Below are 17,250 nucleotides of genomic sequence, written 5' to 3'. Positions count from 1 at the left end.
ATATTTGATTAAAGTGCTTTTTTTATTAAATAATATAATGTATGTAATTTTGACAAATGCTATATTTTTTATTATAATATAAAATTAAGGGGTGGCATTATGATTAAAGAATTATCTGCATATTTAGAAAGTATAAAAGATATTACCACTGAAGATAAAGAGCATACTTACAGGGGTGCTTTAGAAATTTTATTAAATAATGTAAAAAATAATCTTAATTTTAGTAAAGTAAATATAAAGCATGAACCTAATAATGATAAAGAGGGTAGAGGAGCACCTGATTTTTTAATCACTATTGATTCTCTTGTTTTGGGGTATATAGAAAATAAAAGAGTGAATGCTAATCTTGATGAAATTATTAAAAGTGATCAGATAAAAAAATATTTACTTTTAAGTGATAATATTATACTTACAGATTATTTGAGATTTATATTAATTGATGAAAATTGTAATATTATTGATGAAGTGATAATATGCGAATTAAGCGAGATTAAAAATTATAAAAAAATTAAACTAGATGATGCAGGCACAAAACTTTTAGATATATTTAAAATATTTTTCTCAAGAGAGCCTAAACCTATAAATACAGCTTTAGAGTTTGCTGATGCTTTAGCTATGCGTACTAGAATATTGAGAGATGATTTATATGAACTTGAAAATAATAATCAGATAGAACGTTTATATCATATATTTAAAACTACAATTTATTCGCATATAGATTTTGCCGACTTTTGCGATAACTTTGCCCAGACTCTTACTTATAGTTTATTCTTAGCCAGACTTAATACAAATGAAAAAATAGATTTATATAATGTAACTAAGTTTATACCGAAATCTTTTCCATTAATAAGAGCAATGAGTAAATTTCTTCAAGATTTGGAAGAATTAAATACTAATGATTTAAAAACTATAGAATGGCTTTTGAATGAAATAATAAATATTACAAATCATATAAATATTGTTTCTATTGTAGAAGAATTAAATAAATATGATAATACAGCAGTGCAGAAAGACCCTTATATGCATTTTTATGAAACTTTTTTGTATAAATATAATCCAGAGCTTAGAGAATTAAGAGGCGTTTATTATACTCCTCAAAGTGTGGTTAATTTTATTATTGATTCTATAGATATAGTTTTAAAAGATTATTTTCATAAAAATAAAGGTTTAGGCGATGCATTAGAAAAAGAAACTAATATAACTCTTTTAGATTTTGCTACAGGCACAGGTACATTTTTACTTGATTCTTTTAGAAAGGCTTTATCTTATTATCAAAAAAACTCTGTTAAATATAACCCTAAAGAATTAATTAATAAATTTTACGGCTTTGAGTTTATGATAGCCCCATATACAATAGCACATCTTAAAATATCTCAAACACTTAAAGAAGAATTTGATTATAGTTTACAAGATGATGAAAGATTAAATATATTTTTAACCAACACTTTAGAAAATATACATTTAGATGAAGGCAAAGAAAAAAATAATATATTTGAAGAACTTAATGAAGAGATGAATCTCGCACAGAAAACAAAAGAAAAAGAGATTCTCATAATAACAGGCAATCCGCCATATAGCGGAGCAAGTGCCAATAAAGGCATATTTGAGGAAGAAGTAAGAAAAGAATATAAAGACGGTTTAGAAGAAAAGCCTTTAGCTATAACAAGAAACGGCAAAATAGAAAAAGAAAAAAATCCTAAATGGCTTCTTGATGATTATGTGAAGTTTATAAGGTTTGCACAGCAGAAAATAGATAATCAAAATGGCGGAGGAATATTTGGTTTTATTTCCAATAATTCATTTTTGGATAATCCTACTTTTAGAGGTATGCGTTACAGTTTATTAAAAAGTTTTGATGAAATATATATTGTAAATTTGCATGGAGATACAAGAAAAAAAGAAGTATGTCCAGACGGCAGCAAAGATGAAAATGTATTTGACATAATGCAGGGCGTGAGCATAAATATATTTGTAAAGCATAGTCAAAAAATAAAAGATAAAAAACTTGAAGATAGAAAATTAAATCCTTCATATTATAAATATGGCGGTGATTATGCTAATGTATACTATTATGATTTGTATGGTAAAAGAGAATATAAATATGATTTTCTTCTTGATAAGAACATCAAAAGTATAGAATGGAAAGAATTAAATTATAAAGAGCCTTTCTTTTTATTTGTAAAACAAGATGAAAATTTACGAGAAGAATATGATAAATTTTATAGTATAAAAGATATTTTTAGAATTTATAATGTTGGTATAGTAACATCAAAAGATTCTGTGTTAATAGGTTTGAGTGAAGATAAATTGAAAGAACAAGTTAAAAATTATTATAATGAATTTGATAGTTCTTTTGTAGAAATTATTAATTATCGTCCTTTTGATAAAAGGTTTGTTTATTATGATACGGATAAAATAGAAAGGGCAAGAAAAGATATTATGGAACATTTTTTAAAAGATGATAATAATATAGGAGTCATATGTGATAGAGGTACAAAATTAAAAGAAATATCAAATATTTTTATTTCTAATAATTTAATTGATTTACATCTTGTAGGTTCTGGAAGTTATATTTTTCCTCTATATTTATACAATACCCCTAGTGCTAAAAAAGCTATTCAGGCTGAAAATTATAATGTTGGAGATTTATTTGAGCAGTATGAAGAAAATCCATTTGAAAATTCAGACAAGATAGAAAATTTTACTGTTAATTTTAGAAATTTCATTGATAAAAAATATAGCTCCCATTTCTCGCCTGAAGATGTATTAGGATATATTTATGCTGTGCTGTTTCATAAAACTTACAGAACTAAATATATAGGCTTTCTAAAAATTGATTTCCCTAAAATTCCTTTTACTGATTCCAAAGATATATTTATAAAATTAAGTGAGTTAGGTACTCAATTATACAATCTTCATCTAATGAAAGATAATAATTTAAATAATGATGTGGGTGAGGGATTATATAAAGATGATAAGAATAACAAAATAGAAAAGCCTATTTATAATGAAAAAGAAAAAAGATTATTTATTAATAAAAGTCTATATTTTGATAATGTATCAAAAGAAGTTTGGCTCTATAAAATCGGAGGATATCAGGTATTAGATAAATATTTAAAATCTCATAAGGGTGAAGATATTGATTACTCTTATTTTCAGAAGATTATACAGATTTTAGATAAATCATTGAATTTAGAAAATGAAATTTCAGGTATTAATTTTTTGTAAATAAAAAAGGCTTTACTTAAAAAATTAAGCAAAGCCTTATTTATTTAATGCATTGAAACTTTATAGTTTAAGCATGAGTTACCCATTCATGGTCATAATCGTATTCTTTGTAATTTCCTTTGAATACAACGCCTTTTACTACTAACTTTTCATCTAATATAACTAAATCAGCAATATAACCTTCTTTGATTCTGCCGTATTTATCATCTATGCCCATAACCTGAGCAGGGTAGAGTGAAGCCATTTTTAAAGCCTCTTCTACTGTAGCACCAACTTCATTAACCACATTTCTTACAGACTGACTCATAGTTATAGATGAACCTCCTAAAGTACCGTTATCATCTATAAGTCTGTTTCCATCTCTATGTATTTTTTTACCGGCCCAAATATATTCTTTTATTTCCGGAGCAGCAGCAGGAGCTATAGCATCAGTTACTATACATATATGACCTGTTTTTAATTTGTATGCAAGTTCTACTGAAGCAAAATCACAATGTACACCGTCACATATTAAACCTGCATACATGTCTTTTGTTTCAAGTACAGCACCAACAGCACCCGGCTCTCTTGAACCCCAAGGACGCATAGCATTGAATAAGTGAGTTGCAAAAGTTATGCCGTAAGGTATTTTTTCTTTTATTTCTGCATAAGTGCCGTTAGTATGTCCTACTGATACAACCTTTCCTGCCATAGCGAATTCTTCTATAACTTCACCGTCAACCATTTCAGGTGCTACTGTTACCATTACACATTTTGATGCATTGATTTTATCTATCATTTCCATATTAGGTTCTCTTATAAATTTATCATTATGAATACCTCTTTTTTCATGTGATATATAAGGGCCTTCAAAATGTATTCCTAATACGCCTATTACTGATAAATCTTCTATACTGTTAAACAAGTCTATGATTTTTAACATATAGTCATCGCCGTTTGTAATTACAGTAGGTAAATACGAAGTACAGCCGTATCTTTGGCAAACTTCATTCATATTTTTTAATGTTGCTACAGAAGGATCAGCATTGATATCATATCCTCCTATACCATTAACCTGCAAGTCTATATATCCAGGAGCTACTATCTTTCCTCCTAAATCTATTCTTGTAATAACAGCATCAACATCAATTTCTTTTTCTACGCTTTTTATGACATTATTTTCTATAACTATACAATGTCCGTCTATAAACTTTTCACCGTCAAATATTTTAATGTTTGTAAGAGCATAATAAGATTTATAAAGTCCTTTAATAAGTTCTTTAGGATGTAAACTTTTACTTTCCAAACTCTTAGCATATTTATAAGTCTTTACTTTTAAATCGCTGCTTGATTCTTCATCGGCAACTATTATAAGTTTTTTATGTTCTTGAAGTACAGAAGTAGGGTAGAATTGACTTATAGCCCCTTCAACACAATGAGCCAAAGCATCAGAAACATCATATCCATTCGCCATAACAAGTACATATTTTGCATTAAATGCTTCCTCAAATCCTAATGTAAAACCTTCTCTTGGGAACATTTCTATAGGCATATTGAATTTTTTGGATTCATAGCTTCTTATTATTTCGCTTATCTTTTTATCTCTAACGCTTCCCTCTAATGATGAACTTGGAGTATTAAGTAAGAAACTTCCATCTTCGGCTAAATTATCTATTAATAAAGTTATATTACCTAATTCTTTTATTAAATTAGCCATTCTTTTAGCTTCTTCTTTTCTATTTGCTACATTACTGTCAAATAAATGTACATTTTCTTTAGGTATATCTATAAATTTTAAAAAATTATCTTCTAAATATTTTTGCGATATATTTGAATCTATATATTCACCAGATGAAACTATATGAATATTTTTGAAAGATACTATATTATCATTGTAGAAAGATAATAATTTTTGATAATATGATTTATTGACATATCTTAAAGGAAAAGATAACACAAAGGGCTTGTCTTGATCTGAATAGTCTAATATACATTTAACAGTATAATAAGCAGCCCATTCATAAACGCTTTCATTTGTAATAATGATTCTCATGTATATTCTCCTTTTATTTTATATTTTTTTCTATCTTCATAAATACGGTTTGACTTGATAACCTTAAAGATGATTCATAATCAGCTATTACCGTAACATCACTATGTTTTTGTAATTTGCTTAAAGGTGAAGAATTACTTATTCCATGTTCCAAACAATCTCTTAAAGAACATGAATTATCTATTCCAGATGATGTTAATAGTACAGTATCAACCATATCTATAAATCCCATACCCATACTAAATACGGTAGTAGGTACTTTGCTTTCATCTTCAAATTTATTTTTAATTTCACTTATAGAGTGTTCGCTTAGAGTCTTTATTCTAAATAATGAAGATAATGATGACATTCTTTCATTTCCTGCAGAAGTAGAATCAGCTGTAAGCGAATACCATATAACATCGAATCTTCCTATTTTGTTTATTATTTCAAGCTGTTTATCCATTTGAGATTCATCACCGCTTCCATCAAATAAAAATACATTTTCTTCAGGTATATCTATTTTTGAAAGCAGATTTTCTCGTAAAAAATACGCTTTACTGTTTTTATCTGTAGGAGCTAAACCTATATATTCCGACTGCTGAAATATAAATATATTTTTGAAATTAATTTTATAGTTTTTAACATTTTCTACTATTTCTTTATAGATATCTTTAGTATCATCTTGGCTGGAAACAGAAATATAAAGTTTTTCTTTTTTTTCCTGTTTCTTTTCTAAGAAATTTAGAATATGTTTTGCTGTGAATACGGTATAATCTCGATATGAATCAGCTATATATATATTCATTAATAAGTCCTTTATAATTAATTAAAATTAATCTGAACTTATTATAACACTTTCCCTATTTTCTGTATATAGTATATTGTTTATTTTATTTGTATTATCTGAAGTATTTATATAATCTTCTATATTTATATAATATTGTTTATTTCCGGCGATAAAGTTCAAATTTGTACTTGTGAAATTACCTACATTTATATTTGGATTTAAAATATTTCTTCTCATACCAATAGGAACATTATTTTTCGGCATTGTGCTTACTATTATCCAAGGTTCAAATTTCTTTACATTTTCTCTAGTTGATACTTGTGCTGTATATAATTTATTTTGACCTATATTAGTTTGAATAACATTATATTCTAATTCATTTGATGAAAGTATTTGTATATATGTGTAAGAGTAAGCTCCGTCTATAATGAATTTATTAGATGCATTATCAAAAGTTATTGGAAGTTTTGAATTTACATTCCATTTATATTTATATCCGTAAACATGATATTCTTTTGTTATATCAGGCAATGCTTCGATATCTTCTTTTATTATCAAAATATTAGGTTTTAAATAGTAAAATCTTCTATCATAGTTTTTAAGATTGACTGGATATGTATATCTTTGATTTGCTTTAGCATGAGCATAGAACATTTTATAATAATTAGTGATGTTTTCTATATATGAATAACTGCCCATATTTTCTTCTATTTTGTCTGCATCTATTGATATACTATTATGAAAATCAGCGTCTTTGAAAATAGTATAATTATTAGAATCGAAATTGTATCCTAATTCATCTATTATAGAATCTCCGTAATTGTAATATATGAAGCTCATTCTGTCATTATGATTAAGCCCGAAAGATTCATCTGCATTTCTTCCTTTTGCATATACTGCCAAATAAGGAGCATTTAGAGCTTTTATATTTTCATTATAAATAGCAGTTTGTATTTTTTTCAAAAGCAAAGTTTCAAATTGAAAATCAACAGTAGAATTAACATTATCTTTAAGATAGTAATTATTCCACATTAATGCATAAGGAAGATATCTTATATCAGCAGATTCGCTTTGTGCAAATACAGCATAATTTTTATATAATGGATTAGCACACATTTTACTTAAAAGTTCCATAACTGCATTTCTAGCACCTGTATCAAATCTTAATTTGCTTCTATTATATATTCCTGTATATCCTATAGGCAATGTGTAGCCTGAAGGATATCCTACTATTGATAAATATTTTCCTATATTTCTAAATGATTCTAAAGTGAAAGCATCAAATATACCTACATTTTTTAATGATAATGCATAAGTTAGTATAGGCATAATAGTATCAAATGCTTCGCTTATTGAAGATTTAAAACTTCCGTCACTTTCAAACATAGAAAATACCATGCTGTTTATATAATTCATAGAAAAATAATGCCAATTTCTAATTTGATCCTGATTAACATTTTCATTAAGCATGTTGATAGCTATTAATCCTAATGTTGTAACATATTTGATTGTGTTTTTATTTCTGTATTCTGAAGGATTTTCTACTATATAATTATAGAGTGTTTCTCCGTATTTTATAAATTCCTGCTTCATTAAAACTATTTCTTCAGGAGAAAACTCATCATACATCAAATCAAATGGCATAAGCAAAGAATTAGCCAATATATTAACTGCATCTATAACATTATAATTTTCTATTTTTGTTTCATCTAAATTTACTATATCCCTTATCATCTGCTTTATTTCGTATTTTAATAAATTATTATTAGGTTCAAAAGCAGCTTTTAAAGACATAACCATTGTATGAGAAGGCAGATTTTCAAAGTATAATTTATTAGTATCATCAGTTGATGAATATGCTATGTTGTTAACAGACCATTTACCCATATTTGCTGAGGTATATGATTTGAATGCATTTATATTTCTTAAAAGTACAGAAGGCTGAAGTCTTGTTGCTCTGTATAATAAATTATATAAAACTTCAAATGTCTGTTTATCTATAAATACAAAAGGTCTTGGTATATTAAAAGTTTTATTTGTTATAGGTATAATTTTTGTACTGCTGTCATCTATAAAGAAATGATAAATTTTTCTTAAATTTGTATCTCCGTTTTCATCGAATGCTATATACCATTTTCCGTTTTCTAATGTATTAGTTATAGAGAAGAAACTATTATTTCTTAATGTATATTCATAACGTGTTGTAAATGAAAGCTCTTTAGATATTGATATTCTAGTAAGAGTTGTTCTTTTATTTATCATAACGAAAGGAGGATTACTCTTTGCTATATGTCCGCTTTCGGGAAGTATTAATGCTATATTTTCTCTTGTTTTTCTTTTATCATCATATTGATTTATGGCAATTTTTACTTTATCTTTTGTATCAACATTTCCAACAGTTTCTATGCTTACAGATAATTTATCTAATTTATCCTTTTCTAATGGGGGAGTGAAATTTGTAGCGTACAATGTGAGATTTATATTTCTATTAACTAATGGATTTTCTATAGAAAGTTTTTTTATTATATCATTTTCTTCTACTTCTATATTTAATTGTATAGGTATATTGTCAGAGTCTATATTATAAGTTAATGATATTCCTTCTTCTATTTTTACGCTTTTTCCATATTTTAAATTTATAAATTTAGGATACTGTTTATTATATTCAGGGTATGTAATAGTATAAGAATTATCTTTTTTATCATAAACAGCCTCTATTTCTCTGTCTACTATTCTTTTTTGAGAGCATGATAATAATATAGGTATTATCAATAATGTTAATATAATTCTTATAAGTTTTTTCATTATTACTTTTATCCCATAAATTTTATGTTTATTCCATTCTAACTCTATGCAAGCCTCTTAAATAGTAAGTGATATCTTGTATATTTTTATCTATCATCTGCTTATATTCATCAGGTATATTCTGATCTCTTATAAGTTTAAACATTTCAAGTCCTTCCTGTAAATTACCGAACAAACTTATTCTTGCGGCATTTCTTAATATTCTTTTGTATTTAGAATAATAAGTGTTTTCAGGCATATTATCAAAACCATAAGTGATTACAAGTTTCTTTTCATAATCATCTATATCATCTAAAAGCTTCATTCTCATAGTAGGTGTTTCACTGGCTGGTCTTAATTGAGATTCAGGCTTAGCCAATTTAGCACTTTCTTTAGGAGCTTCAACTTTAACTGTGATATTAGGCTGCTGTCCTTGCTGAGGAGCTTGTCCTATTTGCTGAGTAGAATTAGGAGAAGCTACTATAGCTTGTCCGCCTTGAGGAGGAGTATATCCTTCATTAATTTCTACACGGCTATTTTCTATTTTATCAATAATAGTGAAAGGTCTTTTATTTAAATTTTCATCTTTTGTGCTTTCAGAATCTTCCAATCTGTTTTCAACAAGATTTTCTAATTCTTCAGATGCTTTATTTAATCTTTCTTCGCCCTCAGATAAAACGGATACAGACTCTGCTTCTTTTTCAGCTTCTTCTCTTTCTTTTTCTTTCTGCTCTCTGTAATCGTCCATAGCAGCACATAATAAAGTTGCTAATTTTGTAATGCCTTCTTCTGTTTTGGCATCCATATTTGATAATAAATTACCATCATTATCATCTTCATCATCAGCAGCTATATAGCTTTTTCTCATTGTAGAAGCTATATCTTTAGCAGAACTTTTTATATCGCCTCTTATTTCTTTAAGTTTTTCTTCTTCTTTTTTTAGAAGTTCTCTTTTTCTATCTAATGCTTTTGATTCTTTTTCTATCTGTTTTAATATTCTTAAATTTTCTTTATATTGTTCTTTATCTTCTTTTGAAAGTTTATTTGTATTTTTCTTAGCATTTTTTAAATCTGCTACGGCTTCCTTTAATTTTGCTCTTAATTCTTTCTTTTCCTGTTCAGATTCTAATAATTGCTCTTTTAATGCTTTAATTTCTTTTATAGCTTCTCTATCTGTTTTGGCACTTTTTGAAGACATTTCGCTTTTTGATTTTAAAGCTTCTCTTGCCTTCTGTTTTAATTCTTCATTTTTTAATTCTATTTTTCTTTTTTCTTCTTCCAATTTCTGATTGGTTTTTTCTAATTTCTCCAATCTTTTTTGAAGTTTATTTATTTCGGCATTACTGCTTTGTGTTCTGGCAGGTATAGATTTTTTTGATTCTAAATCTTCTATTATTTTTTTGTATTTATCTTCTATTTTCTTTTTTTGTATATCTACTACTTTTTTATATTTTTTATTTAATTCAGCTATTTTTTCATCAGACTTCTTCAATTTTAATCTTAGTTCTTCAGATAATTCTTTATATGAAATTCTGCCAGTAGTTTTTTCTTCTGCTGTTTTGGATGCAGTTTTTTTTGTGTCTAAAGTTTTTTTAGTAGTAGTCTTTTTTTTAGTATCTGTCTTTTTTACAGCCATTATAAAGCACCTGCCATTAATATATATGTATTATAATCCTTATTAGTATTAACGGAAAAAATTTAAATTTACTAATAAAAATATTTTTTTATTAACATAATACCATATTTCTAAAATAAATTTAAGAGTTTTATGCTTGAAAAATATTTTGTATGATGTTATAATTTTTAGCAACAAAATAATATTTATAATATAAGAAATTAATTTTAAGGAAAAATATATATGAACGCTTTACTAACTTTAGGAATCGTAGTTTATTCTATAATATGTGTACTACTAATATTGATAATAATTATACAAGGCGGTAAAGCTGAAGGTTTATTTTCAAGTGCTCAGGCTAATGTTTTGGGCAGTCAGAGAGGAAATGCATTAAGTAAGGCTACTACTTTTCTTTCCACTATATTTATAGTAGGAGCATTACTTATATCTGTTGCTATAAGTACTCAGAAAACTGCTTTTGAAAATGTTACAAATACTCCTGCTAATACTACAACTACTCAGCAGCAGCCTGCAGCTCCATTAACAGCACCTACTAATGCTGCTCCAACTATGGAAAATACGAATACTGTTTCTAATCAATAAATATAAATTATCTAATTATCTAGTTAATTAGATTGAAGATATATAAATAAAAAGAACTGTTTATAAAATAGCAGTTCTTTTTATTTTTGCTTATTTTGTAGTATATACTAAAAATTTTTAAGTTTGTCATTTTTTTAGTCAACTTTTTCCCGCCGCAAAAAGTTGCAAAAAGTGCAAGATATAAAATTAGTACTAAACCATACTAAAATTGTTTTGTATGTAAGATAGATTATTAATTTAAGCTAAAATATAGCCTTTTTGCTTCTTTGGGGCACCAAAAGAAGTGGGGTGCGGGGCAAAGCCCTGCATATATTTAAAATTTAAAAAAATTATTTTTTACAAAATATAGTTGTTTAGGTATATACTGAAAATTGTTAAGTTCGTCAATCAATACACTTTATGCAGAATTATCAACTTTTTTGTCGCACACGCTCTGCGGACTTCGTCAAAGTTTTTATCCTTCGGATACTCTATGCGAAAAACGCAATTACTATAACTTTATATTAAATATATACTTATTAAATATATGACATAAACTAAATTTAGACTACACCAAAGGTGGACTTCGTCAGGTACTCCTTTCAGTCGCAGTACTTCCTTCGGTCGCAAAAGAACTGGGGGCGTTACGAAGTACGCAGAGCGGAGCGACTGTGTAGTCCCAGAAAATAATTTTTGACAAAATATAGTTGTTTAGCTATAGATCAATATTTTATTTTGATTTTTTTGGTATTTATACTGTTTGTTTTGACTAGATTATTATCGAAACGCAGTATTATTTCTAGTTTATTAGCTTCTTTCCAATAATTTTTATCAAAGTTAAGCTCAAATCCTATTCTTTGACCTACAGGAAATCTTATATTATTAAAAGAACGATCTCCTGAAAATATTAATTTTCTATATTTGTATAATGAGAAAGAAGTTCTTAATACTTCTACACTTTCAGAATTAGTGTAATTAGAATTTTCAAGTTCTATAGTTGTTATTATAACATCATCAATGGACTGTGCTTTATTAATCTTTACTATTACATCAGTTTTAGGCTTTAAAGCTTCAAATAATGGTATATTATTAAAGAATCCTTTTTTATATAAAAGCATGCCGACTACAGCTAATGTAAGAAAAGTACCGTATAAAAACATGAACCATCTTCTTGCAAATATACTTACTTCTCTTTTAGGAGCTGGAGGTTTTATATCTCTTTTACCATAGAATTCTAATTCTTTTTCTTTAGGGTCGTAAACTTCTCTAGGCAAATTTATATCCTTTTTAGTATTTTGTATGAAATATTTGCTAAATCTTTAGGCTGAATATAATCATTTCCGAATTTTTTTGATAATATATTAAAAGATTTAGACTGTATTATCAATGCTAATTTCGAAGCCTCTAATATATCTAATCTTCTAGCAAGCAAAGCACCTATAAATCCGGTAAAAACATCACCCATGCCTGCTTTTCCCATAGATTCTCTAGGGTTATAATTTATATATATATCATTTTCATGCATTAAGAAACTTACAGCATCTTTTAAGACTATTGAAGCATTAGTTTTTTGTCTGTATCTTAATAATGCCTGATATGGGTTTTCTAATGCCTCTATATGATTGATTTGTGTAAGTTTTTCAAATTCATATATATGAGGTGTAATTATAAAATTATTGTTAAGTTCATTAAGAGTACTTTCAAACATTAAATATAAAGCATCAGCATCTATAACAGTAGGTATATTTATTTGCTTTAATATACTGTTTATGAAAATTTCTGTAGACATATCTCTGCCTATACCTGAGCCTATTATACAAGCATCGCTTTTATTAATATCATTTACTATTTCAATATCATTTTCTGTGAAGAATTTTTGATTTTCTTCCCCAACTCCTATAATAACAACCTCAGGCATAGAAGGCATTATGGCATCTCTTATATTTTTAACTATGCCTTTAGGTACATATAGTCTTATATATCCTACACCTAATCTATAAGCGGCATTTGCAGCTAAAACGGCAGCCCCTATATAATTATCACTTCCTGCCACTATAGCAAGCATTCCCTGTTCTCTTTTGCTGTATAGTGAATTTCTATTTATATGTATTTTTTCATTATAGTCTATTAGTTTTGCTTTATATCCCCAACTATCTAGTATTTCATTAGGGAATATTGATTTTATTATGAATAATTTTCCTATATATTCTCTAGTTCTGTATAAGAAGAATATATCTTTAGCAAAGCATATTGTATAAGTTTCATGAGCCTTAAAACAAGTATGCACATTATCATAATCATTTATTTTTGAAGCTAATCCTGAAGGTATATCTATTGCTATTCTAAGAACATCTAATTTATTTAAGCAGTCTATAAGTTTTTTTTGTATTCCTTCTAATGGTCTGTTTCCGCCTGTTCCGAATAATGAATCCAATACTATAGATTTTCTTTCTATATTTTCAGCAGCGGATACAGCATCTTCCTCGCTTCCTAAATAATTAATATCTATATTCATAGATTTTAATATATTAAAATTAGAATATGTGTCCTTATTAACTCTATCAAGATTTCCTGTGATATATATCTTAACATCATATCCATTTTTTATTAAATATCTGGCTATTGCAAGTCCGTCTCCGCCGTTTCCTCCAACAGATGAAAAAATATAAACGGTTTTTGTATATAATAATTTTCTATGTCTTTTTACAAGCAAATAGAAAATTTCACTTGCCACATGCTCCATAAGAAGTATGGAAGGAATTTTTTCTATAGTTTTTTTATCTATATTAATTAGATCTTCTGTACTTACAACTTTCATTTTTTTATTCCTAATGCTTCCTTTATAATATCAAAAATTGATAAAACTATATTTTCATTTAATTGACCATATTTTATAAGATCATTATATGTAGTATTTATTGTACTATTATTATTTAATATTTCCATATATGTTTCTTCAGGTATTACATTTGAATTGTTTTTAAATACATTCAAATCATAATATGCAGATAATTTTAATGCCCATAAAGCATGATTATATTTATTATCATTTGTTAGTATAGGATAAACATATATATAAGATTTTGATAATGTATTATTTAGATATTTTATCTCTCTTACAGAGTAAAAATCCGGAATATTTCTATATGATATAGTACTTCCTTTTTTTATAACATTACTTATTTTAAATTTATCATTGTTATAAGCATATAGCAAAGGCCAATATGTTGCATCTCCATATAGAGTTTTTGCTATATCCCAATAATACATATCTTTTGAAGTAATATATGATAAGTTTGCTGAATCTATTTGATTAAAATATTCATTAACTATATCATAAAGTTTTTTATTTTCTATACTATTGCTTGATATTACTTTATTGCTGTTATAATATATTGATGTTGCTATACCAAGTATAAATATTACTATTATAATGAATATTACTCTTATAATACCTACAAGTAATACATTTTTTCTTTTTACATTGTTTTTATCCATTTTTTTATTTCCTGATTTTTTAATATTAGTGTTTAGTGTTTTATTATTATTGTTGTTATTTTTATTAAATAATTCTTTTTGTACATTTACTTCTAATAAATTATCTGCTATTTCTTTTTTATCCTCCTCTTCACTATTATAATGAGTATCACTGTATTCTAAATCTTCTTTATCAAAATGGTTAATATCCAACAATTCTTCTTTAGAATATTCTTTCATTTCAGGATAATCATTATTGTTATTATCGGATATATTATTATTAATTTTTGATTCTTCTATTTTTTCTACTTTTTCGGATTTATTTTCTATAACTTCTTTTTCATTTAAATTTTTTATCATACTATTTAAGTCTATAGAATTATAATTTTTCCATATATTTCCTACAACATTATTATCTATAGATTTATTTACTTCTTCTTTGTTTTCTTCATCTGTAACTTCAACAATTTCTTCAATTTCATCATTATTTGAATTATAATTAAGGTTTTTATTTTTTATTTGACTGTCTAATTCATCTAATATATCTTCCACAATTTCATTATTATCTAATTCTTTTATTTTGTTTTTTAGATAATCATCGGCTTCAAAACTAGTATTTGAAAAAGTACCAAAGTTTTGTATATATACATTTTCTTCTTTTGATATATCAGCTATATTTTTGAATATGCTTTTATATATTGATTTTTCTAAAAAAATATTTTTTATATTATTATTTGTAACATTTAGCGATTCTAATGATTCATCAAAATTTTCATCTTCTTTACTTAATACGATATTATTATCTTTATCTAAACTTAAAATACCAACTTTATAAATGTAAAATCTGTTTTTATTTAGAATAGAGGATGTTATTTTTGAGAATAATTTTTGAACGATATTTTCAGCTTCATTATTTTCTATATTGAATTCATTTGATATATTTTCTAGCAATTTATTATTAGTGTTTAGCATATATTATACCCTGAATTTTTTATAATATAATTGCGAATTATATATCAATTTAGAATAAATAAAAGCCTAATTTTTAATAAAATTAGGCTAAAAAGCAAATATTTTATTTATAGATATTCTTTCAACCATTCTTTTAATTGAGCTTCATTTTTCATACCTTCAGCTCTTTTTACCATTTCTCCGTCTTTGAATACCATTAGAGTAGGTATAGATTGAACTCCATATTTAGCAGCAACTTCTTCTGCTTCATCAACATTAACAGCTCCAAAATTCATTTTATCAGCATATTGATCTGCTACTTTATGTAATACAGGAGTTTGCATTTTACAAGGTCCGCACCATTCAGCAAAAAAATCAACTAATATAGCTTTATCTCCTTTTATAGCTGCTTCAAAATTTTCTGTTTTTAATTCTTGTACTGACATATTTATTTTCCCTCGCTTATTTTTTAATTTTATTTATATAATTAGTATACTCTAACTTTACTAAAAGTCAATAACTTTTTTAATTTTTTCTACATACCTATATACGGTATACGGAATTTGACTTTTAAATTTATTAGTGTATAATGAGTATTGTTATTATACGTATACTTATTATAAGGATTCTCACTATTGGAAAATCTGCATTATTTATTAATGAAAACCAATTCTATATTCGCCCGTAAAATAATGTACGAGGCTAATAAAATAGGGCTTACATCAGGACAGCCTAAAGTTTTGTATTTTTTATCTAAATTCAAGGAAGCGGATCAAAAAACTATAGCAAATTACCTTGAAATAGAGCAGGCAACGGTTGGAAGTATATTATTAGGTATGGAAAAAGCCGGTCTTATAGAAAGAAAACAGCATGAAGGAAATAGAAGATCTCTTTATGTTTCTTTAACTGATAAAGGAGAAGAAGTTTCAAAGGCTATGCTTGATATTTTTGAAAGAATAGAAAATGAAGCAATAAAAAATATACCTCAGGATAAACAGGAAGAACTTAAAATTTTATTAATAGAAATATGTAAATCACTTACAGATAACGGAGTCGAACAATGAACAAAGAAATTTTTAAAAATCATTTTATTGAGAGATGTATTATATTTTTGATAGGTCTTTATTTGATGTCTTTGGGAATAGCATTTTCAATTAAAGCATCATTAGGTACTTCTCCAATTTCAAGCGTACCCTATGTTACAAGCTATATATCAGGGCTTTCAGTGGGAGAAACTACTATAATTATCAATATCTTATTTATAATATTGCAAATAGTTATTTTAAGAAAGAAATATGATTTATTTCAGCTATTTCAGATACCGGCATTGATTTTATTTGGAATGATGATAGATTTTTCACAGTCTTTAATAAAAGATATAACATATACAAATTATTTTCAGCAATGGATTTTATGTATTATAGGAATATTGATGGTTGGTGTAGGTGTAAGTATAGAAGTTATGGCGAAATTAGTTACTACTCCTGGAGAAGGATTAGTATTGGCTATATGTAAAGTTTTTCCTGTAAAATTTGGAAATACTAAGATAGCTTTTGATGTTACATTGGTATTGATTTCTTTAACTACTATTCTAATATATTTAGGACATTTAGAAGGGGGTTAGGGAAGGTACTATTATAGCTGCAATTTTTGTAGGATTTATAGCAAAAATAGTAAGCAAGCCTTTGAAAGTTTTGGAAGACAAGTATTTAATTGAAAAAAATGCTTAAGTATAATAATGCCTAAACAATTATATTTTGTCAAAAATAAATTTATATTTTTGTTTTTATATCTGGGGCTTTGCCCCATACC

At 26.4% G+C, this 17,250-nt stretch carries 11 protein-coding genes and 1 pseudogene; 4 read left to right on the top strand and 8 right to left on the bottom strand.

Annotated elements, in window-relative coordinates; translation table 11 throughout:
• Positions 1-99: 99 nt before the first annotated feature.
• Positions 100-3,228 carry a type ISP restriction/modification enzyme gene (locus Q0K19_RS06555; RefSeq protein WP_297246511.1) on the top strand — a complete coding sequence of 1,043 codons (3,129 nt, stop codon included), beginning with the start codon at positions 100-102 and terminating at the stop codon, positions 3,226-3,228.
• 67 nt (positions 3,229-3,295) lie between these two features.
• Here Q0K19_RS06555 and nagA read toward each other — a convergent pair whose 3' ends face one another.
• From nagA to Q0K19_RS06535, 4 genes are read right to left on the bottom strand one after another with little or no spacing between them, the layout of a single operon-like run.
• A complete protein-coding gene (nagA, locus tag Q0K19_RS06550) occupies positions 3,296-5,260 on the bottom strand; it encodes an N-acetylglucosamine-6-phosphate deacetylase (RefSeq protein WP_297246509.1) in 1,965 nt (654 codons plus the stop codon).
• A 13-nt stretch (positions 5,261-5,273) separates the two neighbouring features.
• Complete coding sequence (locus tag Q0K19_RS06545; protein WP_297246507.1) at positions 5,274-6,047, bottom strand: 6-phosphogluconolactonase; 774 nt, start codon at positions 6,045-6,047, stop codon at positions 5,274-5,276.
• 27 nt (positions 6,048-6,074) lie between these two features.
• Positions 6,075-8,834 carry an RNA polymerase subunit sigma-70 gene (locus Q0K19_RS06540; RefSeq protein WP_297246505.1) on the bottom strand — a complete coding sequence of 920 codons (2,760 nt, stop codon included), beginning with the start codon at positions 8,832-8,834 and terminating at the stop codon, positions 6,075-6,077.
• 28 nt (positions 8,835-8,862) lie between these two features.
• On the bottom strand, positions 8,863-10,449 hold the full coding sequence (locus Q0K19_RS06535) for a hypothetical protein (RefSeq protein ID WP_297246504.1): 1,587 nt from the start codon (positions 10,447-10,449) through the stop codon (positions 8,863-8,865).
• 222 nt (positions 10,450-10,671) lie between these two features.
• On the opposite strand from Q0K19_RS06535, the gene Q0K19_RS06530 reads away from it, so the two are divergent.
• Positions 10,672-11,031 carry a preprotein translocase subunit SecG gene (locus Q0K19_RS06530; RefSeq protein WP_297246502.1) on the top strand — a complete coding sequence of 120 codons (360 nt, stop codon included), beginning with the start codon at positions 10,672-10,674 and terminating at the stop codon, positions 11,029-11,031.
• Positions 11,032-11,732: 701 nt separating this feature from the next.
• On the opposite strand, the gene Q0K19_RS06525 is transcribed toward Q0K19_RS06530, so the two are convergent.
• The 4 genes from Q0K19_RS06525 to trxA all read right to left on the bottom strand — a co-directional run bounded on the left by Q0K19_RS06525 (position 11,733) and on the right by trxA (position 15,884).
• Positions 11,733-12,284, bottom strand: coding sequence for a hypothetical protein (locus tag Q0K19_RS06525; RefSeq protein ID WP_297246500.1), 552 nt, complete (start codon positions 12,282-12,284; stop codon positions 11,733-11,735).
• A 2-nt stretch (positions 12,285-12,286) separates the two neighbouring features.
• Positions 12,287-13,828, bottom strand: a complete 1,542-nt coding sequence (locus Q0K19_RS06520) for an NAD(P)H-hydrate dehydratase (RefSeq protein ID WP_297246498.1) — start codon at positions 13,826-13,828, stop codon at positions 12,287-12,289.
• Positions 13,825-15,459 carry a hypothetical protein gene (locus tag Q0K19_RS06515; RefSeq protein ID WP_297246496.1) on the bottom strand — a complete coding sequence of 545 codons (1,635 nt, stop codon included), beginning with the start codon at positions 15,457-15,459 and terminating at the stop codon, positions 13,825-13,827. The genes Q0K19_RS06520 and Q0K19_RS06515 overlap by 4 nt, the downstream gene beginning before the upstream one ends.
• A gap of 107 nt (positions 15,460-15,566) precedes the next feature.
• Positions 15,567-15,884 carry a thioredoxin gene (trxA, locus tag Q0K19_RS06510; RefSeq protein WP_297246494.1) on the bottom strand — a complete coding sequence of 106 codons (318 nt, stop codon included), beginning with the start codon at positions 15,882-15,884 and terminating at the stop codon, positions 15,567-15,569.
• A gap of 213 nt (positions 15,885-16,097) precedes the next feature.
• Here trxA and Q0K19_RS06505 point away from each other — a divergent pair, with 213 nt between their 5' ends.
• Positions 16,098-16,502, top strand: a complete 405-nt coding sequence (locus Q0K19_RS06505; protein ID WP_297246600.1) for a MarR family winged helix-turn-helix transcriptional regulator — start codon at positions 16,098-16,100, stop codon at positions 16,500-16,502.
• Positions 16,499-17,168, top strand: a pseudogene (locus tag Q0K19_RS06500) (YitT family protein). The gene Q0K19_RS06505 and the pseudogene Q0K19_RS06500 overlap by 4 nt, the downstream one beginning before the upstream one ends.
• Positions 17,169-17,250: the final 82 nt, after the last annotated feature.

The sequence above is a fragment of the uncultured Brachyspira sp. genome, from assembly GCF_944393015.1.
Classification (GTDB): Bacteria; Spirochaetota; Brachyspiria; order Brachyspirales; family Brachyspiraceae; genus Brachyspira.
Note: the sequence above shows the minus strand (reverse complement) of the source record. Positions and strands in the feature narration are given on the sequence as shown.

Coding starts and splice junctions, on each gene's coding strand:
- Q0K19_RS06555 (WP_297246511.1), top strand. CDS start 100: ATGATTAAAGAATTATCTGCATATTTAGAAAGTATAAAAGATATTACC.
- nagA (WP_297246509.1), bottom strand. CDS start 5,260: ATGAGAATCATTATTACAAATGAAAGCGTTTATGAATGGGCTGCTTAT.
- Q0K19_RS06545 (WP_297246507.1), bottom strand. CDS start 6,047: ATGAATATATATATAGCTGATTCATATCGAGATTATACCGTATTCACA.
- Q0K19_RS06540 (WP_297246505.1), bottom strand. CDS start 8,834: ATGAAAAAACTTATAAGAATTATATTAACATTATTGATAATACCTATA.
- Q0K19_RS06535 (WP_297246504.1), bottom strand. CDS start 10,449: ATGGCTGTAAAAAAGACAGATACTAAAAAAAAGACTACTACTAAAAAA.
- Q0K19_RS06530 (WP_297246502.1), top strand. CDS start 10,672: ATGAACGCTTTACTAACTTTAGGAATCGTAGTTTATTCTATAATATGT.
- Q0K19_RS06520 (WP_297246498.1), bottom strand. CDS start 13,828: ATGAAAGTTGTAAGTACAGAAGATCTAATTAATATAGATAAAAAAACT.
- Q0K19_RS06515 (WP_297246496.1), bottom strand. CDS start 15,459: ATGCTAAACACTAATAATAAATTGCTAGAAAATATATCAAATGAATTC.
- trxA (WP_297246494.1), bottom strand. CDS start 15,884: ATGTCAGTACAAGAATTAAAAACAGAAAATTTTGAAGCAGCTATAAAA.
- Q0K19_RS06505 (WP_297246600.1), top strand. CDS start 16,098: ATGAAAACCAATTCTATATTCGCCCGTAAAATAATGTACGAGGCTAAT.